A 25477-nucleotide genomic window follows, 5' to 3' on the forward strand; every position below is an offset into this window, starting at 1 on the left:
GCTCAACACGCGGAGTCGGGAGTCGCCGCTGCCCGGCGGGACGAAGCCGGCGGTGCGGTGCGCAGGGAGTCCGGTCGAGCCGGCCCGGTGCCCCGGGTCAGGCGGCCGGCGTGGGGGTGGCGCGGGTCCGGCGGTGCCGGCCGTACCAGGCGATGCCGATGGCCACGCCGACGCCCACCCCGAGAGCGGCGGCGGCGACCGGCACGGCGGGTCGCTCGCGCAGCCGGCGGCCCAGCGGGATCGGGTGCCGGAACTCCAGCACCGGCCACGAGTTCTCCACCGCCAGCTTGCGCAGCGCCCGGTCGGGGTTGACCGCCGTCGGGTGGCCGACGCACTCCAGCAGGGGCCGGTCGCTGTACGAGTCCGAGTAGGCGTACGAGTCGGCGAGGTCGTAGTCCCGGACGGCGGCCAGCTCGCCGACGGCGTCGACCTTGCTCGGGCCGGCCGCGTAGAACTCCACCGCACCGCTGTAGCGTCCGTCCTCGACCGCCATCCGGGTGGCGATCACGTCGGTCACCCCGAGCAGTTCGCCGATCGGGCGGACCATCTCCTCGCCGGAGGCGGAGACCAGCACGACGTCCCGACCGGCGGCCTGGTGCTCCTCGATGAGGGCGGCGGCCTCGGCGTACACGTAGGGGTTGATCAGCTCGTGCAGCGTCTCGGCGACGATCTGGCGGACCTGTTCCACCTGCCAGCCCTTGCAGAGCGCGGCCAGGTAGTCCCGGGTCCGGGCCATGGTCTGCTCGTCGGTGCCGCCCAGCCGGAACATCAGCTGCGCGTACGCCGACTTGACCACGTCTCGCCGGGTGATCAGCCCGTCCCGGTAGAACGGCCGACCGAACGCGAGAGCGCTCGACTTGGCGATGACGGTCTTGTCGAGATCGAAGAAAGCGGCACTTCGGCCCACGGCGCGAAAGTCTAGCCGCAAGGATCCAGTTCGGCGGGTGCCTGGGTGGACCGGGAGTCGAGGAGTCTTCAACTTTCCTCTGCGTAGAGTGACCGCTATCACACTCTGCGAACATATTTTAGCGGTGTGTGGAGCTGGCACCACTCGACGTATACCGGTCCCCTGCGGCATGCTTGTGCGCGACGAGATTTCACCTCTCGTCGACCGAGATGCCCTCGGCGGTTGCACCCCCCGTGACCGCTGAGTCGGTTCGGCTCGACCCCCCCGGAGCCGAACCTCCGACGACCCCCGTCTCCCCCCGACGGGGGTCGTCCCTTTGCGGGGAGCGCTCCACCGTCGCTACGTGTTCACCGGATCACCGCGCGCAACGTCTGGTCGGCCGGCAGGAAGCAGGCCAGACCCATCCCCCGGGTGTCCGTCACCACCCACGGGTGGCCGACGTACGTCTGCTGGCGGTAGCCCTGGCCGGGCTGGAGCGACGCGTACGGCTGGCGCTGTCCGCCGTAGTCCAGCCAGTAGACGACGACCGGCTCCGACCGGGCGTTCACGAAGTCGACGAAGGTCTCCGGCCCGCCGCCGGCCGAGCGCAGGCTCGGCTCCTGGGACGCGGGCAGCGGCACGAGTTCCCCCGGCCGGGGCGCGGGCGGCGGCGGGCTGGCCGAGGGCTTCGGGCCGGTGGGCCGGGCGCTCGGCGTCGCCCGGCGGGTCGGGGCGTGCGAGCGGGTGGGCGCGGCCTGCCGGCTGGAGAGGAAGACGGGGGCCGGCGAGTAGGAGACCGCGGGAGGCGGCTCCGGCTCCGGTTCCGTCGTCGCCGCCGGCGAATCCGTCACCACGCGCTCCGCCGAGTACGGGGGCACCTCGGCCCGGCGTGGGGTGGAGAAGAGGCTCATCGAGCCGACCACTACCACCACGATCAGGCTCACCGCGATCGAGGCCAGCGTGACCGGTGAGAGGTCACCCAGCCAGGCCTCGTTGCGGGTCCGGGCGAGCGCGGACCCCAGGGCCGGGTGCGGCCCCTCGCGGCGCGGGACCATTCCCGGTGCGCCGAGCCGGTCCGTTCCGTGCGTACGGTGCTGGTCGGTTCCGTGCGTGCCGTGCGGTGAATCCGTCATGGCCCCGATTCCGAAGTGCACGGTGTCGCCCGTCCGGCGACACGGGGAACCGATTATGCGTACCCGACAATCCCTTCCGTCAATGGTTTCACGCCCACCGCATCGGCTCGGGTGGGAGCGCGGAAAGTCCTGGTCCACCCGCCGTCCGGACCAATGTGGGAGCGCTCCGGGGTGTACGCGTAACGCGGCACGGCCCCGTTTCGCTCCGGGCGGCCAACAGACAACATTGTTGGCCGTACACCGGCGTCCCGGTCGGCCACCGCCGCGCCCGGCCCCCATAACAGATCCACCTGTTCCCCGCGGTCTGTCCACAGTGCCCTCCGTCGTCCACAGGTCGGTCGGCGCGGACGGCCGAGCCGGCCCCTCCTCGCCAGGCTTCGCCCCAGCACCCCGAGCCGACCGCTGGAGGCCGTCATGCCGCCCCGTACCCCGCTTCCGCCGTATCGCCGGCTGCCGCTGCTCGTCACCGCCGACGGCGACCTCCTCGACGAACTACTCCGGCTCGCCGCGGCCGGCGGCACCGAGGTCGAGCTGGCTGCCGACCCGGCTGCCGCCCGGGCCCGCTGGGCGCCCGCCCCGCTGGTGCTCGTCGGCGTCGACCAGGCCCAGGCCTGCCTACGGGCCCGGTTGCCCCGACGAGCGCGGACGGTGCTGGTCGGCCGCTCCGGGCACCTCGACCCCGGCACGGAGGTCGCCGAGCTGATCGGTGCCGAGCACGTGGCGACCCTGCCGGCGGCCGAGCCGTGGCTGGTCGACCGGCTCGCCGAGTGCACGGCCGATCCGACCCGCCCCGGCGGGGCCCGGATCGTCGCGGTGCTCGGCGGGCGGGGCGGTGCCGGGGCGAGCATCCTCGCCGGTGGCCTCGCGGTCACCGCTGCCCGGGACCGGCGGCGCACCCTGCTGGTGGACGCGGATCCGCTCGGCGGCGGGCTCGACCTGGTGCTGGGCTGGGAGCAACTCGAAGGGTTGCGCTGGCCCGGGCTCACCGGCGCCGACGGGCGGGTCGACCCACCGTCGCTGGTCCGTGCCCTGCCCAGTCGGGGTGACCTGGTCGTGCTCTCCTGGGACCGGGGCGACCCGCTGCCGCTGCCCGCCGAGGCGATGGCGGCCACGATCGACGCCGCCCGTCGGGGCCGCGACGTCGTGGTGCTCGACCTGCCCCGGCACCTCGACGACGCGGCCGTCGTCGGGTTGCAGGCGGCCGACCGGGCGCTGGTGGTCGTACCGGCCGAGCTGCGGGCCACCGCCGCCGCGGCCCGGGTGGTCGCCGAGGCGGCCCCGCACTGCGCCGACCTGGCCGTGATCGTCCGCGGACCCGCCCCCGGCCGGCTCAAGGCCGGTGAGGTGGCCCGGGCTCTCGGCCTGCCACTGGCGGGCACGCTCCGCCCCGAGCCGGGACTCTGCCGAGGGCTGGAACGCGGTGAGGCACCCGCCGCCGGCGGCAAGGGTCCGCTCGCGACCCTCTGCCAGCGAATCATCGCCGAGCTGACCGGCGAGCCGAGCGCAGGTGTGGCGTGACCGGCCCCGCCGACTCCGCCGAGCTGGCGGTCCGGGTCCGGCACCGCTTCGCCGCCGACGCCACCCCGGTGACCCCCGCGGCCATCGTCTCCGCCGTACGCGCCGAGCCGATGGCCGGCGTGCTCGGCGACACCGCGCTGCTCCGGGTCGCCGACCGGGTGCACGACGACCTCGTCGGCGCCGGGCCGCTCGCGCCGCTGCTGGCCGATCCGAGCGTCACCGACGTGCTGGTCAACGGCGTCCGTGTGTGGGTCGACCGGGGGCACGGCCTGCATCAGGTGGCCGTCCCGCTCGGCACCGTCGCCGACGTCCGCCGGCTGGCGCAACGCCTCGTCGCGGCCGCCGGTCGACGGCTCGACGACGGCTCCCCGTACGCCGACGCCCGGCTGCCCGACGGCACCCGGCTGCACGCCGTGCTGCCACCCGTGGCCACCGACGGGCCGTACCTGTCGTTGCGGACCTTCCGGCAGCGTCCGTTCACCCTCGACGAGCTGGTACGCCAGGGCACCGTGCCCCGGCCGGTGGCGCCGGTGCTCGCCGCCGTCGTGGCGGCCCGGCTGGCGTACCTGGTCACCGGGGGCACCGGTTCCGGCAAGACCACCCTGCTCAACACCCTGCTCGGGCTGGTTCCGGGCACCGAGCGGATCGTGCTCGTCGAGGACGCCGCCGAGCTGCGTCCGGTCCATCCGCACGTCATCGGCCTCCAGGCCCGCACGTCGAACGTGGAAGGGGTCGGCTCGGTGGGCCTGAGCGACCTGGTCCGCCAGGCGCTGCGGATGCGGCCGGACCGCCTGGTGGTGGGCGAGTGCCGGGGTGCCGAGGTGGTCGACCTGCTCGCCGCGCTGAACACCGGCCACGACGGGGGCGCCGGCACGCTGCACGCCAACACCCCGGCGGACGTACCGGCCCGGCTGGAGGCGCTGGGGCTGCTCGGCGGACTGCCGCGAGCCGCCCTGCACGCGCAGGTCACCGCGGCGCTCCAGGTGCTGCTCCAGGTGCGCCGGAGCACGGAGGGACGGGTGCTGGAGTCGATCAGCCTGCTGCTTCCCGAAGGGCCGGACCGGCTGGCCGGCGTGGTGCCCGCCTGGGTCCGTGGGCGCGGGCCGTGGACCGCCGCCGAGGCGCTCGGCACGCTGCTGCGGGAACGAGGCGTCACCGTGCCGCCCCTGCTGCGGACGACCTGGCCGGGTTCGGCGGGGCCGGCATGACCCCGGTGGCCTGGCTGGTCGGGGCGCTCCTGGTCGGTGCCGCGACCCTGATCTCCTGGCCGGTACGCGGGCCCCGGGCCCGCCGCCGGCAGGTGCTCGGGGTGGCGGCCCGGCCCGGCCGGTTCCCGAGCCGTCCCGACGGGCCGTCGGTCCCGGTCGGGGCGGTACGGTCCGCCGGCCGTCGAGCCGCCAGGGCGGCCCGTGCCGGTGCTCCGGTCGACCGGATCGCGTCCAGGCGCCCACCGAACCGGCACGATCCGACGCGTCCGGCGCCGCTGGTCCCGGCGGAGTCCGCCGGACCCGCGTCGTCGGCTGCCTCGGCCGGTCCACGGCGGTGGGGGCCCTCGAATCCCCCGCCGCGACTTCTCCTGCCGGCGGCGGCGCTGCTGGGCCTCGGCGGGGGAGCCGTGCTCGGCGGTCCGGTGGGCGCGCTGGTCCTGGCCGCCTACGGGACGCTCGGCGCACGGGCGGTCCACCGCCGGCACACCCACCGATCGGTAGCCCACGCGCGCCGGGCCGAGCTGGACCAGCTCTGCGCGTTCGCCGCCGACCTGCGCGCCGGTCTTCCCGGCCCGGTGGCCCCGCTCGACGGTCCGGACCGGGTCGCCCGGCTGGCCCGAGCCGCCGGCCGGCTCGCCGACCGCACCGGGGCGCCCCTGGCCGAACTGCTCGAACGCATCGAGGCGGACGCCCGTGCGCACGATCGTGGTCTCGCCGCCGCGACCGCCCAGGCGGCCGGGGCGCGGGCCACCGCCTGGCTGCTCGCCGCGCTCCCCGTCGGGGGCATCGGGCTGGGTTACGTGATCGGCGCGGACCCGATCGCCGTGCTGCTGCACACGCCCGTCGGGGCCGGCAGCGCCCTCGCCGCCGTCGGGTTGCAGGTCGGTGGGTTGCTCTGGACCGAACGGCTGGGCGCGGTGCCCGGGCGGGCCGCCTGATGTCCCGGCAGGCGGTGCTGGCGAGTTGCCTGACGGGGGCCGCCGTGGTCGTGATCGTGGCCGGTGGTTCGGCCCGCCGGCCGGTCCGGCGGTTGCGCCTGCTGGTCCGGCCCGTCGGACCCGGCGAACCGGTGGTCCGGCCCGCGGGCCCGGGCGAACCGGTGCGCTCCGGCACCCGGCCCGCGCCACATCCCGCCGGCGCGGGCGCGCGGACAGGTTCCACCCGTTCCGTGCCGGCCGCCGGGCCGCACCGGCCGCGTTGGTGGCCGGACCGCATCCGGGCCGCTGCGGGCCTGGCTGCGGTGGCCGCCTTCGTGCTGGTCGGGGGCGCGTCCGGGCTGTTTGCCGCGGTACTCACCGGGCTGGCCGCCGACCGCCTGTTGCGCCGGGTCGAGCCGCGCGCGACCCGGGACCGCCGCCTGCGGGAAGCCGCGGACCTGCCACTGGCCGCCGATCTGCTGGCGGCGGCGCTCCGGGCCGGCGCACCGGTCGACCGTGCCGTGCTGGCGGTCGCCGAGGCGCTCGGCGGCCCGCTCGCGGAACGGCTCGGTCGGGCCGGCCGGACCCTCGAACTCGGCGGTACCGCCGCAGAGGCCTGGGCCCACCTGCACCCGGTCCCCGGTGCCGACCGGCTGGCCGCCGCCGCGACCCGCTCCGCCGACAGTGGGGCCGCCTTGGCCGGTGCGCTCACCCGGCTCGCCGACGACCTGCGCGCCGACCGGTCCAGCGCGGCCGAGGCGGCCGCGAGACGGGCCGGCGTCCTCATCGTGCTGCCGCTCGGGCTCTGCTTCCTGCCCGCCTTCATTCTCGCCGGCCTGGTGCCGGTGATCGTCGCCGTTCTCGGCGACGTGCTCTGATCCCTCACGACAGGAGTACGACATGCGCAAACTCCTCGCCCGCCTACGCGGCGACGCCGGGATGAACACCGCCGAGTACGCCGTGGGCACCCTCGCCGCGGTGGCCTTCGCCGGCATCCTGCTGAAGGTGCTCACCTCCGGCAACGTGCAGTCCGCCCTGACCGCCGTCATCGACCGGGCACTGAAGTGACCGGGCGCCGGTGGGCCGGCCGCCGCCCGGTGGGCACCGCCTCACGGCAGACCTCCGCCGACGCCGGACGGAGCGGGCCACGTGCTCGCGCCGCCGGCCGGGTCAGCGCCCGGGGTCGCGGTGAGCGCGGCTCCTTCACCGCCGAACTGGCGGCCGGCCTGCCGGCGCTCGTGTTGCTGCTGCTGGCCGGACTGACCGCCGTCGAAGCGGTGACCACCCGGGCCGGCTGCCTGGACGCGGCCCGGGAAGCGGCACTCGCCGCCGCCCGGGGTGAGTCGGGTTCCGTCGCGGGAGCCGGGCACGCCCCGACCGGTGCCACCGTCTCCGTGACGGTCTCCGGTGACCGGGTGGTGGCGACGGTCCGGGCACCCGTCCGCTCCCTCGGTGCGCGACTGCCCCGCATCGAGGTGACGGCGACCGCCGTGGCCGCCGTCGAACCCGGTACGCCGGGACCGCGACCGTGACCCGACGCGGCACCGCCGAACGGGGTGGCGCGACGGTGTGCCTGCTCGCCGTCGGGCTGGTCTACCTACTGGTCGCCCTCTTCGGCGCGGCTCTCGGGGCGACTCGGGTGGCTCGGCAGCAGGCCCGGGTCGCGGCCGACTTCGGCGCGCTGGCCGGTGCCGGGCGCACGCTGGACGGGGAGACCGCCGCGTGCCGGCGGGCCGGCGAGTTCGCCGCTGCCAACGGTGCGCGGATGGCCGCCTGCCGGACCGAGGGCCTCGACGTCCTGGTCACGGCGGAGGTCACCGTCTCCCCGGTGCCGTGGCTCTCCCGCACCGCCACGGCGACCTCCCGGGCCGGCCCGGTCCGGGGCTGACCGGCTGACCGGTCAGGCGCAGTGACAGCGGCGACCGGCGGCTCAGCCGCCGGCCGCCGCCGCACCGGACCGATCGGGGTCAGCGGCCCTGGAGCGCGTCCAGGCCGACCGCCATGGCGATGACCAGCCGCCGGTCGATCTGCGGCTGCTGGATCTCCACCACGTAGCGGTCCCGCAGGCCCCACTTCTTGATCACGGAGAACACCGGCTGACCCCCGGCGACGAAGTCGAAGTGGTACGGCAGCCAGGACAGCGAGTCGACGAACCGGCGCAGCAGGGCCACCGGCATGCTCCGCTCCTGGCCGGTGATCTGCGGCAGGCCGGACTGCTCCACGTGCCAGGTGGAGCGCAGCAGCGACTGGGCGAAGTCCTTGCGGAACAGGCCGATCGGGTTGCCGGCGTGATCCGTCACGTCGTACGTGGCGCCGAGGTCGAGCCGCTGCCGGGCCTTGAAGCCGAGCAGCGGGTACTGCTTGGAGTCGTCGGTGTAGATGGTCACCTGCTCCTTGAACGCGAGGCGCTTCTGCTGCGCGAACGCGAGCAGGGCGCCCTCGGTGCCGTCCGGGTTCACCGCGCGGACCTCGTACTGGTTGACCATCATCCGGATGCGCTGGCGGACGAAGAACTGCTGCTGGCTCTGCAGGCTGTCGGGCTGCATGGGGTCTCCTTCGAGGGATGAACGCCGGAGTCTCGCACAACTCGCCGCCCCGCGCCCTCCCAGCCGAGGCGTATCCCGTCGGGTCGGCGAGGTCCGGCGCGTCATCGCCCGCCGTCGACCGTGGCCTTCATCGCCCAGGTGTTCAGGACCTGGTGAATGCCCCGGAGGCGCTCGTTGATCTGGTCCAGGCGCTCGGCCTGGGCCAGGGTGGCGAGCGCGCCGCCCAGGGCGATCTGCTGGTCGACGGTGAGCTTGTCCTGGTCGATCGTGTAGAGCAGGTCGACGGTCTCGGCGATCGTGTCGGCCACGGCTTCTCCTCCGGGCATGAGTCGAGGTCTCTCCCGAGCGCCGGTCATGACCGGACAGTCATGGAAGCGCTCCCATGCATCAATGCCCACTTGTCCGCCCCGCCATGCACCCGTCCCACCACCCAGACACCGGCCACACCGTGACGGGCCGCGCTCCGGGTGCGTCTGTCGTCGTCGGGGCGACCAGAAACGCACCCGAAGCGCTCGTCCCGAGCGCGATCAGCTCAGTCGATCGGCAGGCCGTCGACGGTGGACCGCTCCGGGGCCCGTTCGTCCTGGCGGGGCAGCCCCTGCCGGCCCCGCCCGCGCGTCCGGGCGGTCGCGCGACCCGCGCCGCCCGGGTCCGCCGCGCCGACCGGGCGACCCGTACCGACCGGGTCCGCCGTGCTGTCTGCGTCCGCCGCGCCGCCGGGGGCCGTGGCCTCCCCCGCGACCGCCGCGTCGGCCGGGCCGCCCACGCCGTCCGGGTCGGTCGGGGTGTCGGACGAAGTGGTGGGCAGGTGCGTGAGGACCACGTCGAGGACCTTGACGGCGTCCGGCTTGGAGAGCGGGTTGTTGCCGTTGCCGCACTTCGGGGACTGGACGCAGGACGGGCAGCCCGACTCGCAGCCGCACTCGACGATCGCGTCCCGGGTGGCGCGCAGCCAGGCCGAGGCCGTCCCGTACGCCCGCTCCGCGAAGCCGGCCCCACCGGGGTGCCCGTCGTAGACGAACACGGTGGGCGCCTCGGTGTCCGGGTGCAGCGCGGTGGAGAGGCCGCCGATGTCCCAGCGGTCACAGGTGGCCATCAGCGGCAGCAGGCCGATGCCGGCGTGCTCGGCGGCGTGCAGCGCGCCCGGGATGTCCGCCGCCTCGACGCCGGCGAGCGCCAGCGACTGCGGCGAGACGGTGAACCAGACAGCGACGGTGCGCAGCTCCCGGGCGGGCAGGTCGAGCGGCCGGGTGTCGATCACCTCGCCGGTGGCGATCCGTCGCCGCTGGTACGACACCACCTGGCTGGTCACGTCGACCTCCCCGAGGAAGAGGCCGACCGGGCCGGCGTCCACGTACGAGCGGACCGACACCACCGACAGCGAGGTGACGTCCCGGGCGTGGGTGGACCAGTCCGGTTCCTCGGCGCGCACCAGCGCGCACCCGTCGGCCAGGTCCAGCGAGTCGACCACGTACGACACGCCCTGGTGCAGGTAGACCGCGCCGGGGTGGACCAGGAAGTGCGCGGAGCCGCCGTCGACCGTGCCGAGCAGCCGGCCGGTGGACGCCTCCACCACGCAGACCGGTGCGCCGTCGGAACCGCGCAGGTCGACCTCGGGGCGTTGCCGGTCCCGCCAGTACCAGCCGGTCGGCCGCTGCCGCAGCGCACCGGCCTCGACCAGGGAGTCGACCGCCTCCTTCGCGCCCTCGCCGAAGAGCTCCAGGTCGGCCGGGGTGAGCGGGGACTCGTACGCGGCGCAGGCGAGCTGCGGCGCGAGCACGTACGGGTTGGCCGGGTCGAGCACGGTCGCCTCGACGGGCCGCCCGAACAGCGCCTCCGGATGGTGGACCAGATAGGTGTCCAGCGGGTCGTCCCGGGCCACCAGCACCGCCAGGGCCTCGTCGCCGGAGCGGCCGGCCCGGCCGGCCTGCTGCCAGAGCGACGCCCGGGTGCCGGGCCAGCCGCAGATCAGCACGGCGTCCAGCCCGACCAGGTCGACGCCGAGTTCGAGCGCGTTGGTGGAGGCCAACCCGAGCAGGTCGCCGTGCAGCAGCGCGCGTTCCAGTTCGCGCCGCTCCTCGCGCAGGTAGCCGGCCCGGTAGGCGGCCACCCGGTCGCCCAGCCCGGGTACCGCCTCGTCGAGTGCCCGCCGGGCGTTGGCGGCGACCACCTCGGCGCCGCGCCGGGACCGGACGAAGGCCAGCGTGCGTACCCCCTCGACGACGCTGTCGGCGAGCAGGTCGGCGGTCTCCCGCAGCGCCGACCGGCGGACGGACACCAGGTCGGCCAGCTCGGGGTCGGCGGAGGCCGGGGGCAGCAGCGGTGGCTCCCAGAGCGCGAAGGTCACTCCGCCGCGCGGCGAGGTGTCCTCGGTGACGGCCGTCACGGGCAGGCCGGTGAGCCGCCCGGCCGCCGTCGCCGGGTCACCCGACGTGGCCGAGGCCAGCACGAACACGGGGGTACGCCCGAAGCGCGCGCACTGCCGGCGCAGCCGACGCAGCACGTGCGCCACGTGTGAGCCGAACACGCCCCGATAGGTGTGGCACTCGTCGACCACCACGTACGCCAGCCGGCGCAGAAACCCGGACCAGTGCGCGTGCCCGGGCAGGATGCCGTGGTGCAGCATGTCGGGGTTGGTCAGCACGAACCGGGAGTGCCGGCGGATCCACTCCCGCTCGGTGCGCGGGGTGTCCCCGTCGTAGCCGGCCGGACGTACCCCCTCCAGTTCCAGGCCGGCGACGGCGCGCAGCTGGTCGGCGGCGAGCGCCTTGGTCGGGGCCAGGTAGAGCACGGTGGCGCGCGGGTCGGCGAGCAGGGTCGACAGCGCCGGCAGCTGGTACGCCAGGGACTTGCCGGACGCCGTGCCGGTGGCCACCACGACGTGCTTCCCCGCGTACGCCAGCTCGGCGGCCTCGGCCTGGTGCCGCCACGGGGCGACCACGCCACGGCGGGCGAACGCCGCCCGCAGGTGGTCCGGGGTCCAGTCGGGCCACGGGGCCGGCTCACCGGCGCGGGCCGGCACCCGTTCGACGTGGGTGACCGGATCGGCGGCGTGCCGGGCACGCAGCCGTCGCAGCAGCTCGGCCGGCGGACGACGCGCCGAGCCGAGGTGGTCCGTGGTCACGTCCTGCACTCTCGCACTGGTGTTCGGAATTGGGAACCCGGGGGCCGGGGTATGGGGAAGCCTCCGCCGGTGACCCGCTCGGGTCGGGCGCGGGGATGGTTAGATGCCCAGGAGAGTTTACCGAGGAGGAGACCGATGGAGCTGTCGCTGGCGACCCGCACCGTGGGGGAGCACACGGTGCTCGAGGTCGGCGGTGAGGTGGACGTCTACACCGCGCCGCGCCTGCGGGAACGGCTCCTGGAGCTGATCGACGGTGGGGCCCGGCGGGTCGTGGTGGACCTGGGTCGGGTGGACTTCCTCGACTCGACCGGTCTCGGCGTGCTGGTCGGGGCGTTGAAGCGGCTCCGCTCGGCCGGTGGCTCGTTCGCCCTGGTCTGCGACAAGGAGCCGCTGCTCAAGATCTTCCGGATCACCGCGCTGGACCAGGTCTTCCCGCTGCACCCGACGGTCGATGCGGCGATCAGCGCCGACCCGACCGGCGCCGGCGCGTGATGGCGACCGTCAAGCTCTCCTTCTCCCCGGCGCCGGTGCACGTGCGCACGGCCCGCCTGGTCGGCGTCGCGGTGGCCCGTCGGGCCGGCGTCCGGGAGGACCTGCTCGACGAGGTGCGTCTGGCGATCGGTGAGGCGTGCACCCGGGCGGTGGCGCTGCACCGGCAGTACGGGCTGCCCGACCCGGTCTACGTGGAGATGTCCGACAGCGGGTCGTACACGGTGCGGGTGGTGGACCGCGCCCCGCTGGAGGCGAGCATCGGGCTGACCGCGCTGGCTCCGGACGAGCTGGCCCAGGAGTCGTTGAGCGAGGACGCGCTGACCACCGGCGTGGGTTTCGCGCTGCTCGCCGGTTTCGTGGAGGACCTCCAGGTGCGCCCGGTCGACGAGGGCGTCGGCACCGAGGTCCGGATGGTGTGGCCGGTCCGCCGCTGAGTCGACCGTTCTTCTTTCGCGCAGGCCGCGTTCCCCGTCGGGGACGCGGCCTGTTCGTGTCGACCGCCCTATATATCAGATTTCTTCGCATAGCACAGCGACGAAGATCATCGAGACACGGTGGGCCCTGCGTGTGACCCTCACCACGCCGGAGGGCTACAGTACCCGGGTTGTCAGCAAGTGACCCGTCCCGCAGCCAGCGGGAATGGGTGTTCATCGCTGGTCCGCGAGGGTGGGTTGGCGCGCGCTTGCGAGTCCGCATCCAGGCGTCGGCACCGTGCGTCTCCACGGGCCGGCGCGAGTTGTTCGGTACAGGAGGACATAGATGTCCGGGACCTTGGCCGCCGACGGCGGCGCACTGTCCCTTACCGGAGCCAACGTGACGTACGTCGTCATCGCCGCGGTCATCGCGCTGGTGGCGCTCGTCTTCGCCGCCGCCTTGACGAAGGCCGTGCTGGCAGCCGGTAAGGGCACCACCAACATGCAGGAGATCTCCGGGGCGGTGCAGGAGGGCGCGTCCGCGTACCTGCTGCGTCAGTTCCGCACCCTGGCGATCTTCGTGATCGTCGCCGTCGTACTGCTCTTCCTGCTGCCGGTGCACGACACCGACGGCAGCGAGCTGATGGTGAAGATCGGCCGCTCGGCGTTCTTCGTGGTGGGCGCCCTGTTCAGCGCGTTCATCGGCGGCGCCGGGATGTGGCTGGCCACCCGCGCGAACCTGCGGGTCGCCGCGGCCGCCCGGGAACGCGAAGGCGGGCGCGAGGGCGCCATGAAGATCGCCTTCCGGACCGGTGGCGTGGTCGGCTTCCTCACCGTCGGCCTCGGCCTCTTCGGTGCGGCGCTGGTCGTCCTGCTCTTCAAGGGCGACGCGCCGACCGTGCTGGAGGGCTTCGGCTTCGGGGCCGCGCTGCTCGCCATGTTCATGCGGGTCGGCGGCGGCATCTTCACCAAGGCCGCCGACGTCGGCGCCGACCTGGTGGGCAAGGTCGAGCAGGGCATCCCCGAGGACGACCCGCGCAACGCCGCCACCATCGCCGACAACGTGGGCGACAACGTCGGTGACTGCGCCGGCATGGCCGCCGACCTCTTCGAGTCGTACGCGGTCACCCTGGTCGCCGCGCTGATCCTGGGCCGCGCCGCGTTCGGCGAGACCGGCCTGGTCTTCCCGCTGATCATCTCCACCATCGGCGTGCTGGTCGCCATCGTCGGCGTCTTCATCACCCGGCTGCGCGCCAGCGACCGCAACGGGCTCACCGCGATCAACCGGGCCTTCTACCTCTCCGCGCTGATCGCCGCGGTGCTGGTGTCGGTCGCCGCGTTCGCGTACCTGCCGGCGACCTTCGCCGAGCTGGAGGGTGGGCTCACCGACGTCGACCGCAACCCGCGGCTGGTGGCGATCGGCGCGGTGCTGATCGGCATCGTGCTGGCCGCCGCGATCCAGGCGCTCACCGGCTACTTCACCGAGACCAACCGGCGTCCGGTGCAGGACATCGGCAAGAGCTCGCAGACCGGTGCGGCCACCGTCATCCTCGCCGGCATCAGCGTCGGCCTGGAGTCGGCGGTCTACTCGGCGCTGCTGATCGGGGCCGGCGTCTTCGGCGCGTTCCTGCTCGGCGGCAGCTCCATCACCCTGTCGCTGTTCGCGGTCGCGCTGGCCGGCACCGGCCTGCTCACCACCGTCGGCGTGATCGTCGCGATGGACACCTTCGGCCCGATCTCCGACAACGCCCAGGGCGTCGCCGAGATGTCCGGTGACATCGACGAGCACGGCGCGCGGACGCTGACCGAGCTGGACGCCGTCGGCAACACCACCAAGGCGATCACCAAGGGCATCGCGATCGCCACCGCGGTGCTGGCCGCGACCGCGCTGTTCGGTTCGTACACCGACACCCTGCGCAGCTCGTACTCCGACGCGGGCGTCGGCGACGTCGGCCAGGAGATCCTCAACGCGCTGAACGTGGCCAACCCGCGCAACCTGGTCGGCCTGATCGTCGGCGCGGCGGTGGTCTTCCTCTTCTCCGGGCTGGCCATCAACGCGGTCTCCCGCTCGGCCGGCGCGGTCGTGATGGAGGTCCGCCGGCAGTTCCGCGAGCTGCCCGGGATCATGGACCGCACCCAGCGGCCCGAGTACGGCAAGGTGGTCGACATCTGCACCCGGGACGCGCAGCGCGAGCTGATGACCCCCGGCCTGCTGGCGATCATGGCCCCGATCGCGGTCGGCTTCGGCCTCGGCCCGGGCGCGCTCGCCTCGTACCTGGCCGGCGCGATCGGCGCGGGCACCCTGATGGCGGTCTTCCTGGCCAACTCCGGTGGCGCTTGGGACAACGCGAAGAAGCTGGTCGAGGACGGCGCGTACGGCGGCAAGGGCTCCGAGTCGCACGCCGCGACCGTCATCGGCGACACCGTCGGCGACCCGTTCAAGGACACCGCCGGCCCGGCGATCAACCCGCTGATCAAGGTGATGAACCTGGTCTCGCTGCTGATCGCGCCGGCCGTGGTGGCCTGGAGCGTGGGCGACGACAAGAACCCCGCCCTGCGGATCACGATCGCCGCGGTGGCCGCGCTGATCATCGTGGCGGCCGTGGTGTTCAGCAAGCGCAAGGGCATCGCGATGGACGACAGCGACAGCGGCACCGACAGCCACGACGACCGCGTGGAGACCGTCAACGCCTGACGTGGGCGACACCCGGTCCCGGTCGGCATCCCGCCGGCCGGGACCGGTGCGTCCGGCGGGTCGCAGTGCCCGCAACCTTCTCGGTGGCACTTTCACCGGGAGGCCGTACGCTGCTTCGCATGCGTACGCGCGGGGCGGGAACCGCCGGAAAGCTCACGGTGGTCCTGGCCACGCTCGTCCTCGTGCTCGCCGGCTGCGGCGGCCCCAGCCCGCGGGCCTGGGCCTCGTCGGTCTGCCAGGCGCTGACCCCCTGGCGGGCCGAGATCGACAAGCTGACCAGCAGCACCCAGCAGCAGATGACCGCGCAGACCACCCCGGCGCAGGCCAAGGAGAACCTGGTCCGACTCTTCGCCGGCGCCGAGCGGGCCAGTGAGTCCGCCCGGAGCCGGATCGAGGAGGCGGGCGTGCCCGAGACCGACCACGGCGCGGAGATCTCCGCCGGGTTCCGCGCCTCGCTGAGCAAGATGCGTGACGCGTACGGTCGGGCCCGGGACACCATCGACGGGCTGGACACCGCCCAGGCCGGCCCCTTCTACGACGGGGTACGGGCCGCGGTGGACACCCTCAACAAGGAGTACGACGCCAGCTCGCTGGACACCAGCAAGCTCAACTCACCCGAGTTGAAACAGGCCTTCGACGAGGTCCCGGAGTGTCGCTGACGCCGCCTTCCTCGCATCCCGTCCGCCAGCCCTCGCTCTTCTCGACCGAGGCGGCCGATCCGTCGCTGGCGGACCTCGCCGGCCTGCTCGCCGGGCCGGCGGAGGTGGTCCGGATGGGCGGCACGGCGCGGTTGGCGGTGGTGGTGGACGCCGCCTGGCGGGTGCACGTGCTGGTGGCCGAGCTGGCCGCGCGGGCGGTGCCGGCGAGCTGGGAGCCGACCGGGGAGGGGCGGCACCTGGTCCGCACCGCGTACTCGACCACCCTGGCCCCGCTGGCCCGGGCCTGGCTGCGCGGCACCGCGAAGCGGCCGCCGGACGGCTTCCACCTCAACGGGCGACGGCTGCGGCTCTGGCTGGCCGCGGCGGGGGCGGCCGACCCGGCCGGCGTCCTGCTCCGGCTCGGCCCCGGCGACCAGGAGTGCTGGCCGCCGGTCCGGGCCGCGCTGGCCACCGTCGGGCTGCCGGCGGCGTTCGTGGAGCCGGCGGAGGGCGGGCCCGCGTACCGGATCGGGGGTCGACGCCGGCTGGCCCGACTCGCCGAGCTGGTGGGGGACCGTCCGCCGGCCGCCCCGGCGGAGCAGTGGCCCCGCGCGCAGTGATCGGGAACGACCGCCCGGCGCTCCGACCGGCCGGGTGTGAGGGCCGGCCTGACCGGCCCGGCCGCAGCGTGCGCCGGTCGGCCCGCAACCCCCGACGGCTGTCCGATCCCGGACACCCGTCGGTGGCGGTTTGCCCCGGAAAACGGCGCGCAGCCGCTCGGCCGTCGGTCCGCGATCGTCACAGTCACCCGCTCGGTGCCCTACCCACGGTGTACGGTGGCGCCGTCCGGCGGCGCTCGCCCGACCGTCACCGGAACTGATCGTTTGCCGCCCACGAAACCCGGAACGCGGGCGGCGCGTTACGTTGGACATCCGGACCGCCGGTGCCCGGGCCGGCGCAACACGGCCCGAAGCGGGCATGGCGTAGGAGTGAGGTCGGAGAGAGACGTGCCGAGCAGAGCTGGAACCACCCGTCTGGTCATCGTCGAGTCACCGGCGAAGGCCAAGACGATCTCGGGCTACCTCGGCCCGGGGTACGTCGTGGAGGCCAGCTTCGGCCACGTCCGGGACCTCCCGCGCAACGCCGCCGAGGTGCCGGCCGCGTACGAGGACAAGCCGTGGGCCCGGCTCGGGGTCGACGTGGACAACGGCTTCGCCGCGCTCTACGTGGTCTCGCCGGACCGCAAGAAGCAGATCACCAAGCTGAAGTCGCTGGCCAAGGAAGTCGACGAGATCTTCCTGGCGACGGATGAGGACCGCGAGGGCGAGGCGATCGCCTGGCACCTGGTGGAGACGCTCAAGCCCAAGGTGCCGGTCAAGCGGATGGTGTTCCACGAGATCACCAAGCCGGCCATCCAGGCCGCCGTGGCCAACCCCCGGGAGATCGACCGGGACCTGGTCGACGCCCAGGAGGCCCGGCGGATCCTCGACCGCCTGTACGGCTACGAGGTCTCCCCGGTGCTCTGGCGCAAGGTCCGCAGCGGCCTCTCCGCCGGCCGGGTGCAGTCCGTGGCGACCCGGATCGTGGTCGAGCGGGAGCGGCAGCGGATGGCCTTCCGCACCGCCGAGTACTGGGACATCCTGGCCACCCTCGCGGTGGCGAACCCGGGCGAGGGGCCGCGGAACTTCAACGCCACCCTGATCGCGCTGAACGGTGACCGGATCGCCACCGGCAAGGACTTCGAGCCGACCACCGGACGGGTGAAGCCGGGCGCGGGCGTGGTGCACCTCGACTCCAGCGGCGCCCGGGGCCTGGCGGCCCGCCTCGACGGGCGGCCGTTCACCGTCACCCGGGTCGAGGAGAAGCCGTACCGCCGCCGGCCGTACGCGCCGTTCATCACCTCCACCCTCCAGCAGGAGGCGGCCCGCAAGCTGCGGTTCTCGTCGCAGCAGACGATGCGCACCGCGCAGCGCCTGTACGAGAACGGCTACATCACCTACATGCGTACCGACTCGGTGAACCTGTCGGAGACCGCGATCGCCGCGGCCCGCCGGCAGATCGTCGAGCTGTACGGCGAGCGCAGCGTGCCGCCGGAGCCGCGCCGTTACACCGGCAAGGTGAAGAACGCGCAGGAGGCACACGAGGCGATCCGCCCGGCGGGGGACAACTTCCGCACCCCGGGCGAGGTGGCCAAGGAGCTCTCGGCCGAGGAGTTCAAGCTCTACGAGCTGATCTGGCGGCGCACCATCGCCTCGCAGATGACCGACGCCGTCGGGTCCAGCGTCTCGGTGCGGATCCGCGCGCTCTCCTCCGCCGGCGAGGAGGCCGACTTCGGCGCGAGCGGCAAGACCATCACCGACCCGGGCTTCCTGCGCGCGTACGTCGAGTCCAGCGACGACGAGAACGCCGAGGCCGAGGACGCCGAGCGGCGGCTGCCCACCCTGGTCAAGGACCAGCCGCTGACCGCCGACGAGCTGGCCGCGCAGGGCCACCACACCCAGCCGCCGTCGCGCTACACCGAGGCGTCGCTGGTCAAGGCCCTCGAAGAGCTGGGCATCGGCCGCCCGTCGACGTACGCCTCGATCATGCAGACCATCCAGGACCGCGGCTACGTGGCGAAGCGCGGCCAGGCGATGATCCCGACGTTCCTGGCGTTCGCCGTGATCGGGCTGCTGGAGCGGCACTACCCGCGCCTGATCGACTACGACTTCACCGCCAGCATGGAGAACGAGCTGGACGAGATCGCCGGTGGCGAGCACGCCGCGATCGACTTCCTCACCTCGTTCTACTTCGGCAGCACCACCGGTGCCGGCGACCAGGCCATCGCCCACGCGGGCGGGCTGAAGAAGCTGGTCACCGAGAACCTCAGCGAGATCGACGCGCGCAGCGTCAACTCGATCCCGCTCTTCACCGACGACGAGGGCCGCGAGGTCGTGGTGCGGGTCGGCCGGTACGGGCCGTACCTGCAGCGCACCGTCCCGGGCGAGCAGCCCGTCCCCGCCGGGGAGGGTGAGGAGGGCGGCGGCCAGGGTGACCGGGCCCCGATCCCCGAGGGGCTCGCCCCCGACGAGCTGACCCCGGAGAAGGTGCACGAGCTGTTCCTCGGCGGCGGGGGCGAGCGCAAGCTCGGCGAGGACCCGGCCACCGGCGAGCCGATCCTGCTCAAGTCCGGCCGGTTCGGCCCGTACGTCTCCAGCGGCGAGCGGAAGTCGTCGCTGCTGCGTTCGCAGTCGCCCGACTCGCTCACCTTCGACGAGGCGCTGAAGCTGCTCAGCCTGCCCCGGGTGATCGGCAACGACCCCGAGGGCAACGAGGTGGTCGCCAACAACGGCCGCTACGGTCCGTACGTCAAGCGCGGTGACGAGTTCCGCTCGCTGGACTCCGAGGACAAGATGTTCACCGTCTCGCTGGACGAGGCGCTCGCGCTGCTGGCCGCCCCGAAGACCCGCCAACGACGCGCCGCCGCGCCGCCGCTGCGGGAGATGGGCAACGACCCGCTGACCGAGAAGCCGCTGGTGATCAAGGACGGCCGGTTCGGCCCGTACGTCACCGACGGTGAGACCAACGCGTCGCTGCGGCGGGCGCAGACTCCGGAGGCGCTGACCCTGGAGGAGGCCTCCGAGATGCTCGCCGAGAAGCGGGCGAAGGGTCCGGCGCCGAAGAAGAAGGCCGCCAAGAAGGCCGCGCCCGCCAAGAAGACGGCCACCGCCGCGAAGAAGACCACGGCGGCCAAGAAGACCACGGCCGCGAAGAAGACGACGACGGCGAAGGCGACGACGGCCAAGAAGGCCACCGCGAAGAAGGCCGCACCGCGCAAGGCGACCACCGGTAGCGAGTGACCCCGACCACGGAAAGTGAATGTATCTTCGCGATGGCCTAATCTGTCGCGGTGTCTTCACAGGGTGATACCGGCAGCCGGTCCGGCCGCGGCAAGGTGATCGCGGTCGTCGTGCTGGTGCTGGTGCTGGTGGCAGGCGGCCTCACCTGGTTCTTCGGCACACGGGACGACGACCGGACGACGGCCGCCGTGGCGCGGGCGGGGGCGCCGCTCGCCACCGGTTCGGTGCCGACGCCGACCGACCCGAAGCCGCGCCGGGACGCCTCCGGGCGTCGCCTCTTCACCGTGCTCGGGGCCGGCGACATCCTGATCCACCCGGAGTTGACCTCCCAGGCGCGCCGGGACGCCGAACGCGGCGGGCACCCCGGCGACCTGGACTACAACCCGCTCTTCCAGCAGGTACGACCGACCGTCTCCGAGGCCGACCTGGCCATCTGCCACCTGGAGACGCCGCTCGCGCCGCCGAACGGCCCGTTCATCGGCTTCCCGAAGTTCAGCGTCCCGCCGCAGATCGTCGACGCGATCCGGGGCACCGGGTTCGACGCCTGCTCCACCTCGTCGAACCACACGATCGACCAGGGTGAGCAGGGCGTGCGGCGCACCCTCGACGCGCTCGACGCCGCCAAGATCCGGCACACCGGCAGCGCCCGTACCCAGCGGGAGGCGCTCACTCCGGCGATCTACGTGAAGAACGGGGTCAAGGTCGGTCACCTCGCGTACGCCCTGCACTTCAACGGCCTGAAGCGGCCGGCGGGCAAGGAGTGGATGGCCAACCTCATCGAGCCGCGGAAGATCCTGGCGGCGGCCGCGCGGCTGCGGGCCGCCGGTGCCGAGATCGTGGTGCTGAGCCTGCACTGGGGCACCGAGTACGTGAACCAGCCGGACGCCGACCAGGAGAAGTGGGTCCGCCCCCTGATCACCTCGCCGGACATCGACCTGATCCTGGGACATCACGCGCACGTGGTGCAGCCGGTCCAGAAGTTCGGCGCGGACTGGGTGGCCTTCGGCATGGGCAACCAGGTCGCCCGGCACGCCGAGCCGATCTTCGCCAACCGTGAGGGTGCGCTGACCCGGTTCACCTTCACCGAGGTGGCGCCGAAGAAGTGGCGGATCACCCTGGCCGAGGCGATCCCGGTCTGGATGGACCTGAACCCGGACGCCCGGCTCGTCGACCTGCCCGTCGCGCTCGCCGACCGGGCCACCCCGCCCGGCCGTCGGGTGATCTACCAGGCCGCGCTCGACCGCATCCGCGGCCACCTGCTCGCCAAGGGCGGCGGGGAGGCCGGACTGAAGGTGCTCGGGCCACCGCCGGCGGCGGACGACCTTCCCGGCGCGGAGACGGAGAGCGTCCCGTCGACCAGGGACGGCTGAACCTGCCGTCGATCGGCCAGCCTTGTGCGTCGATCGGCCGATCGATATGGGCGGCGCGGGGCCGGCTTGTTAGCCTCGCCTGCTGGCTACCACCGGGAAGGATCGTCGTTGCGTGACATCGGCCTGAACAGGGCGCGGGGATGAGCCTCACGTCCACTGCGGGTCGTGCTCGGCACCCCGGGGACGATCGGGACCAGATCGCCCGTTGGCGTCTCATCAGCCTGGAGAAGCAACTCCCGCAGCCCCGCATGCTCACCGCCATCGGCACGCCGGCCCTGGTCGCCTCCCTGCTGCTCACGCTGCTGGCGATCTTCGCCTTCGCGTACCTGAGCCAGGGGGACACGGCGGGGGTGCCGAAGGCGGTGGTCGAGTCGCAGCGGGAGTTCGTCCACGAGATCTCCCGGAGCCTCAACAACTCGGTCGGCCGCAGCCGGGACGAGTTGAGCCGGACGGTCGAGGCCTACAACGCGCGACCGGACAACGTCACCGCGCAGCTCGCCGCCCTGACGAAGGACCAGCCCAAGTGGCGGGGTGTCGGGGTCTACACCAACGACGGCCGAACCGGGGTGGCCGCTGTCGGCCGGCCGGTCGCCCTGCCGGCCGGCGTGCCGCCGGGCCGGGCCGCGGTCCCGCTGGTCGACGGCAACGCCCCCCGGCTGCTGCTGGTCGAGCCGCTGGCCGACAACAAGCTGCTCCTGGCCGAGCTGGACCTCGGCATCCGCACCCTGCGACTGGACCCGCGCTCCAAGCAGGCGGTCCTGGTGGTGGTGCCCACCGGCGCCCGGGCGCTCAGCCAGGGCGCGCCGGTACCGGCCGACCCGAAGCTGGACGCACTGATCAAGGAGGCGGTGGACGGCACCGCCCGGCGGGCGACCGTCACCCGCACCGGCACGGCGGCCGCCCCACCGGCCGGCTCCGGATCGGCCGGGCCGGTGGCCCCGTTGGTCACCGCCGACGCCGTCGGCAGCCTCGGCTTCTCGGTCGTCTCGCTGGTCTACACGCCGGTCACCGACGCGTCGGCCACCCGGGAGCCGCTGGTCGCGGCCCTGGCCCTGCTGGTGGCCGCCGTCGCGGTGCTGCTGATCCTCCAGTACGGCCTGGCCCGCCCGGTCCGCCGGCTGCTCCTGCACGCCAAGGCGGTGGCCTCCGGCAACTCCCCCGGTGAGCCGCCGCGTACGCCCAACGCCCAGGTCAACCGGATCGCCGCGGCGTTGAGCGCGCTCGCCGCCCGGCAGGACCCCGGATCGTCGGCGCGGCGTGACCCCGCTCCCGGCGGCACTCCGGCCGGGCTGGTGGTGGTGCTGGCCGTGCTGGCCGTGCTGGGCGCCGCGGGCGGCGTCCTCACCACGCTCACCCAGGCCGAGCGGGACCTGCCCGGGCAGGTCACCCGGGACACCGAGAACCAGACCGGCGCGGTGGCGGCGGCGATCGGCGACACCCTCGACGGCGGCTACCAGAAGCTCGTGCTGGTGGGCCGGGACAACGGCAAGGGTGACACCGCGCAGGTGCGCCGGGCGCTGGACCGGCTGGTCGACGAGAACAACCGGTTCCGCAGCGCCTATCTGCTGTCCGCGGACGGCAGCGTGGTCGCCAGCGTCGGGCGGGAGCCGCTGCGGCCGTCGGGACTGGTGCCCGGCGAGGGCGGCGTGGTGCTGCACGACGTGCAGGGCCGGCTCCCGATCATCTACGCGTACCATCCGCTGTCCGACGGTCGGTCGCTGGTCGCGGAGTTCGACGTGCGCTACCTGACCCGGCTGCTGCAACGCGTGGACGGGCGGGTGCGGGTCCTCGACGTGGACCAGCGGGACATCCTGGACAGCGGCGGTTACCTGGCCTTCGCGCAGATCACCACGCCGGCGGTGGTCACCGCCTCGGCCCGGGCGCTCACCGGCCGGACGTACGCCGCGGTGACCGACGTCGACGGGGTGCGCAGCCTGCTGGTCGCCGCCCCGATCGCGGTGGACGGCACGGCCGCGCAGCTGGAGTGGTCGGTGGTCGCCGAGCGGCCGGTGACCGACTTCGCGCTGCCCGGCAACCAACTGCACCACGGCGCGCTGCTGGTGGTGGTCGTCACGGTCGGTGTCGGCCTGCTGCTGTTCAGCTGGCACTACTTCTTCCAGCTCCGCCCGCTGCGCAACCTAGAGCGGGAGGCGGTCGCGCTGGCCGGCGGCGACACCAGCCGGGTGGTCTCCCCGCGGTGGCACGACGAGATCGGCGCGGTGGCGGTCTGCCTGGAGGTGTGCCGCCAGGCGGCGGTGCACGGCGAGCAACGGTTGGGCGGAGCGGCGCGGATCCGGCCGACCGAGGGCATGCCCACCATGATCATGACCAAGGTGCCGGAGCGGCGGCGGGGCGGCGCGTCCCGCCGGAGGGGTGACTGAGGTGCTCTTCCTCTACCTGGTGTTCCTGCTGGCCTGCGTGGGACTGCTGGTCGCCGGCATCATCGAGCAGCGCAACCATCACCGCAGCCTGCACAGCATCCCGCACCGCGTGCTGGTCAACGGGATCCGCGGCAAGAGTTCGATCACCCGGCTCACCGCCGGCGCGCTGCGCGGCGGCAAGCTGGTGGTGGTGGCCAAGACGACCGGCACCGCGGCCCGGTTCATCTTCCCGGACGCCAGCGAGGAGCCGGTCTACCGGAAGTTCGGCATCGCGAACGTGGTCGAGCAGATCGGCATCGTCCGCCGCGCCGCCGCGTACTATCCCGACGCGCTGGTGATCGAGTGCATGGCGGTGATGCCGCCGCTGCAGGAGCTCAACCAGACCAAGCTCATCCAGTCCACCATCGGCATCCTGTGCAACGTTCGGGAGGACCACCTCGCCGAGATGGGACCGACGCTGGACGACGTGGCCCGGTCGCTGAGCCGGTCCATGCCGGTCGGCGGGCTCTGCGTCACCGCGGAGCAGGACCGGCTGCACATCCTCCAGGAGGAGGCGGACAAGCGGAACTGCACGCTCGTCTCCGTCGACCCCGAGTCCGTCACCGACGACGAGATGAAGGGCTTCACCTGGACCACGTTCAAGGAGAACGTGGCGATCGCCCTCAAGGTGGCCGAGCTGCTCGGGGTGCCCCGCCGGGCGGCGCTGACCGGCATGTGGACGGCGCCGCCGGACCCCGGCGTGCTCAGCGTGGAGGAGTACCGGGCGGGTGACCGGTCGCTGCGCTTCGCCAACATCTTCGCCGCGAACGATCCCGAGTCGACGTACATGAACATCCAGCAGTTGGCCGACCAGGGGTCCATCCCCCGGCCGCTGCACGTGCTGATCAACTGCCGGCCGGACCGGGTCGAGCGGAACGGTCAGATGGGCTCGCTGATCTCCCGGATCGACCCGGACAAGGTGATCCTGATCGGCGAGCCGACCCGTAGCGCCCGGGTCAAGATCGACGAGAAGTGGCAGGGCCGGGTGGTCGACCTGGGCGGCAAGCTCGGTGCCCGGGACCTGCTCGACGGCGTGCTGGGCACCATCGACGGGTTCGCCTCGGTGCTGGCCATCGGCAACATCCACGGCCAGGGCGAGATTCTGCTGGCCCAGCTCGCCGGGCTCGACCGCCCGGCCGCGCCGACCGGCGGCGCCGCGTCGTCCCGGCCGGCCGCGGCGATCCCGGCGCCGGAGCCGGCCCGGCCGTACGGACCGGTCGGGGCGGGTTCGCCCGCTGCGCTGCGGCAGTGGTCGGGGGAGAACCCGGCCGCCGCCGAACGGGCGCCCCGTACTCCGGGACGGCCATACCAGGGCCGTCCACCGGCCGCGCCGTACGATCCGCGGGCACCGCAGGTGGCGGCCGGCCACGAGCCGCGCGCCCCGTACCCCGGTCCCCGACCCGACCCGTCGCGCCGGTCCGATCCCGGGCCGGCACCCGAGCGGCGGCCGTACGGCCCGGACGGGCCCGCGCCGCGCCAGGACTTCCCGGGCCGCCCCGGACCGTACCCGCCGGCCCCGGCCCGGCAGTTGCCGCCCCGAGCCGTCCCGCCCGCGCGCACCCCGCCGCCCGGCCACCATCCCGGGGACCGGCGCCGGCCGGACCCGCCGGCCGGGTACACCCAGGGCACGGCGCGCTGGAACCGGCCCGCCGGCCAGGACCCGGACCGGACCGTGCCCGCCCAGCCGGTGGTCCGCCGCCCGGCGGATGCCGGCCGACCTCCGGCCCGCCGGCCCGACCGACCTGATTCCGACCAGCCGCCGCAGCAGCGGCCGTCCGACCACTGGAGCCCCTCGTGATGAGCGGAGAACTGACACCCGAGCTTGCGACGCTCTGCCTGGGCGTGGGGCTGGTGCTCGCACTGGCCTGCTACCTGACCACCAACCTCTCGCCCGGTGGCATGATCACGCCGGGCTGGCTGGCGTTGACGCTGGTCGAGGAGTACCGGCAGGCGCTGGTGATCCTGGTGATGACCGGGGTCACCTGGGCCCTCACCAAGCTCATGCAGCGGGTGGTCATCCTCTACGGCAAGCGGCTCTTCGCGGCGATCGTCCTGCTCAGCGTGCTGCTGCAGACGACCCTGTTCATCGTCATCCAGCAGGACTTCCCGCTCCTCTTCTCGCACCAGACCCTCGGATTCGTCGCGCCCGGCCTGATCGCGTACCAGCTGGTCCGCCAGCCCCCGGTGGCGACCATGCTGGCCACCGGGGCGGTTTCCGTGGGCTCCTACCTGATCATCGTCAGCGGAATGCTCGCCGGCCTGGTGCCGGTGAGCTGAC

22 protein-coding genes are annotated in these 25477 nt (G+C 73.8%); 17 read left to right on the forward strand and 5 right to left on the reverse strand.

The window, feature by feature from the left end; translation table 11 throughout:
* Positions 1-97: 97 nt before the first annotated feature.
* On the reverse strand, positions 98-907 hold the full coding sequence (locus GA0070611_RS24450) for an HAD family hydrolase (protein WP_091673397.1): 810 nt from the start codon (positions 905-907) through the stop codon (positions 98-100).
* Between the two features lie 347 nt (positions 908-1254).
* Positions 1255-2019, reverse strand: a complete 765-nt coding sequence (locus GA0070611_RS24455) for a VHL beta domain-containing protein (RefSeq protein WP_231921206.1) — start codon at positions 2017-2019, stop codon at positions 1255-1257.
* Between the two features lie 414 nt (positions 2020-2433).
* Between GA0070611_RS24455 and ssd the strand changes: the two genes are divergently transcribed.
* From ssd to GA0070611_RS24490, 7 genes are read left to right on the forward strand one after another with little or no spacing between them, the layout of a single operon-like run.
* Positions 2434-3537 (forward strand): septum site-determining protein Ssd, encoded by a 1104-nt coding sequence (gene ssd / locus GA0070611_RS24460; protein WP_091668776.1) that lies wholly within the window; start codon positions 2434-2436, stop codon positions 3535-3537.
* Complete coding sequence (locus GA0070611_RS24465) at positions 3534-4745, forward strand: TadA family conjugal transfer-associated ATPase (RefSeq protein WP_091668779.1); 1212 nt, start codon at positions 3534-3536, stop codon at positions 4743-4745. The genes ssd and GA0070611_RS24465 overlap by 4 nt, the downstream gene beginning before the upstream one ends.
* Positions 4742-5683, forward strand: coding sequence for a type II secretion system F family protein (locus tag GA0070611_RS24470; protein ID WP_091668783.1), 942 nt, complete (start codon positions 4742-4744; stop codon positions 5681-5683). The genes GA0070611_RS24465 and GA0070611_RS24470 overlap by 4 nt, the downstream gene beginning before the upstream one ends.
* A 14-nt stretch (positions 5684-5697) precedes the next feature.
* Positions 5698-6540 (forward strand): type II secretion system F family protein, encoded by an 843-nt coding sequence (locus GA0070611_RS24475; RefSeq protein ID WP_231921559.1) that lies wholly within the window; start codon positions 5698-5700, stop codon positions 6538-6540.
* A gap of 22 nt (positions 6541-6562) precedes the next feature.
* Complete coding sequence (locus GA0070611_RS24480; RefSeq protein WP_076470820.1) at positions 6563-6730, forward strand: DUF4244 domain-containing protein; 168 nt, start codon at positions 6563-6565, stop codon at positions 6728-6730.
* A gap of 29 nt (positions 6731-6759) precedes the next feature.
* Entirely contained in the window at positions 6760-7194 is a 435-nt protein-coding gene (locus GA0070611_RS24485) for a TadE family type IV pilus minor pilin (protein ID WP_407940387.1), read from the forward strand.
* On the forward strand, positions 7191-7550 hold the full coding sequence (locus tag GA0070611_RS24490) for an Rv3654c family TadE-like protein (protein WP_091668790.1): 360 nt from the start codon (positions 7191-7193) through the stop codon (positions 7548-7550). The genes GA0070611_RS24485 and GA0070611_RS24490 overlap by 4 nt, the downstream gene beginning before the upstream one ends.
* Before the next feature lie 79 nt (positions 7551-7629).
* On the opposite strand, the gene GA0070611_RS24495 is transcribed toward GA0070611_RS24490, so the two are convergent.
* The 3 genes from GA0070611_RS24495 to GA0070611_RS24505 all read right to left on the reverse strand — a co-directional run bounded on the left by GA0070611_RS24495 (position 7630) and on the right by GA0070611_RS24505 (position 11341).
* On the reverse strand, positions 7630-8208 hold the full coding sequence (locus tag GA0070611_RS24495; protein WP_091668795.1) for an LURP-one-related/scramblase family protein: 579 nt from the start codon (positions 8206-8208) through the stop codon (positions 7630-7632).
* A gap of 101 nt (positions 8209-8309) precedes the next feature.
* A complete protein-coding gene (locus tag GA0070611_RS24500) occupies positions 8310-8516 on the reverse strand; it encodes a hypothetical protein (RefSeq protein ID WP_091668800.1) in 207 nt (68 codons plus the stop codon).
* Between the two features lie 224 nt (positions 8517-8740).
* Positions 8741-11341, reverse strand: coding sequence for a DEAD/DEAH box helicase (locus GA0070611_RS24505; protein ID WP_231921207.1), 2601 nt, complete (start codon positions 11339-11341; stop codon positions 8741-8743).
* Between the two features lie 126 nt (positions 11342-11467).
* Between GA0070611_RS24505 and GA0070611_RS24510 the strand changes: the two genes are divergently transcribed.
* From GA0070611_RS24510 to GA0070611_RS24555, 10 genes are all read left to right on the forward strand, one after another.
* The gene (locus GA0070611_RS24510) at positions 11468-11824 is read left to right on the forward strand and encodes an STAS domain-containing protein (RefSeq protein ID WP_089011584.1); all 357 of its coding nucleotides are present in this window, start codon (positions 11468-11470) and stop codon (positions 11822-11824) included.
* Positions 11821-12258 (forward strand): ATP-binding protein, encoded by a 438-nt coding sequence (locus GA0070611_RS24515; protein ID WP_091668805.1) that lies wholly within the window; start codon positions 11821-11823, stop codon positions 12256-12258. The genes GA0070611_RS24510 and GA0070611_RS24515 overlap by 4 nt, the downstream gene beginning before the upstream one ends.
* A gap of 325 nt (positions 12259-12583) precedes the next feature.
* The gene (locus GA0070611_RS24520; RefSeq protein WP_091668809.1) at positions 12584-14932 is read left to right on the forward strand and encodes a sodium-translocating pyrophosphatase; all 2349 of its coding nucleotides are present in this window, start codon (positions 12584-12586) and stop codon (positions 14930-14932) included.
* A 119-nt stretch (positions 14933-15051) separates the two neighbouring features.
* Positions 15052-15591 (forward strand): hypothetical protein, encoded by a 540-nt coding sequence (locus GA0070611_RS24525; RefSeq protein WP_091668812.1) that lies wholly within the window; start codon positions 15052-15054, stop codon positions 15589-15591.
* Positions 15582-16190, forward strand: coding sequence for a hypothetical protein (locus tag GA0070611_RS24530; RefSeq protein WP_091668817.1), 609 nt, complete (start codon positions 15582-15584; stop codon positions 16188-16190). Before GA0070611_RS24525 ends, GA0070611_RS24530 begins: the two co-directional genes overlap by 10 nt.
* A gap of 387 nt (positions 16191-16577) precedes the next feature.
* The gene (gene topA, locus GA0070611_RS24535; protein WP_091668822.1) at positions 16578-19409 is read left to right on the forward strand and encodes a type I DNA topoisomerase; all 2832 of its coding nucleotides are present in this window, start codon (positions 16578-16580) and stop codon (positions 19407-19409) included.
* A gap of 50 nt (positions 19410-19459) precedes the next feature.
* A complete protein-coding gene (locus tag GA0070611_RS24540) occupies positions 19460-20779 on the forward strand; it encodes a CapA family protein (RefSeq protein ID WP_231921208.1) in 1320 nt (439 codons plus the stop codon).
* A 248-nt stretch (positions 20780-21027) separates the two neighbouring features.
* Positions 21028-23160, forward strand: coding sequence for a cache domain-containing protein (locus GA0070611_RS24545; RefSeq protein ID WP_091668826.1), 2133 nt, complete (start codon positions 21028-21030; stop codon positions 23158-23160).
* Positions 23153-24997 (forward strand): poly-gamma-glutamate synthase PgsB, encoded by a 1845-nt coding sequence (pgsB, locus tag GA0070611_RS32035; RefSeq protein WP_231921209.1) that lies wholly within the window; start codon positions 23153-23155, stop codon positions 24995-24997. The genes GA0070611_RS24545 and pgsB overlap by 8 nt, the downstream gene beginning before the upstream one ends.
* Complete coding sequence (locus GA0070611_RS24555; protein ID WP_197675787.1) at positions 24997-25476, forward strand: poly-gamma-glutamate biosynthesis protein PgsC/CapC; 480 nt, start codon at positions 24997-24999, stop codon at positions 25474-25476. The genes pgsB and GA0070611_RS24555 overlap by 1 nt, the downstream gene beginning before the upstream one ends.
* Position 25477: the final 1 nt, after the last annotated feature.

The sequence above is a fragment of the Micromonospora auratinigra genome (assembly GCF_900089595.1).
Lineage (GTDB): Bacteria > Actinomycetota > Actinomycetes > Mycobacteriales > Micromonosporaceae > Micromonospora > Micromonospora auratinigra.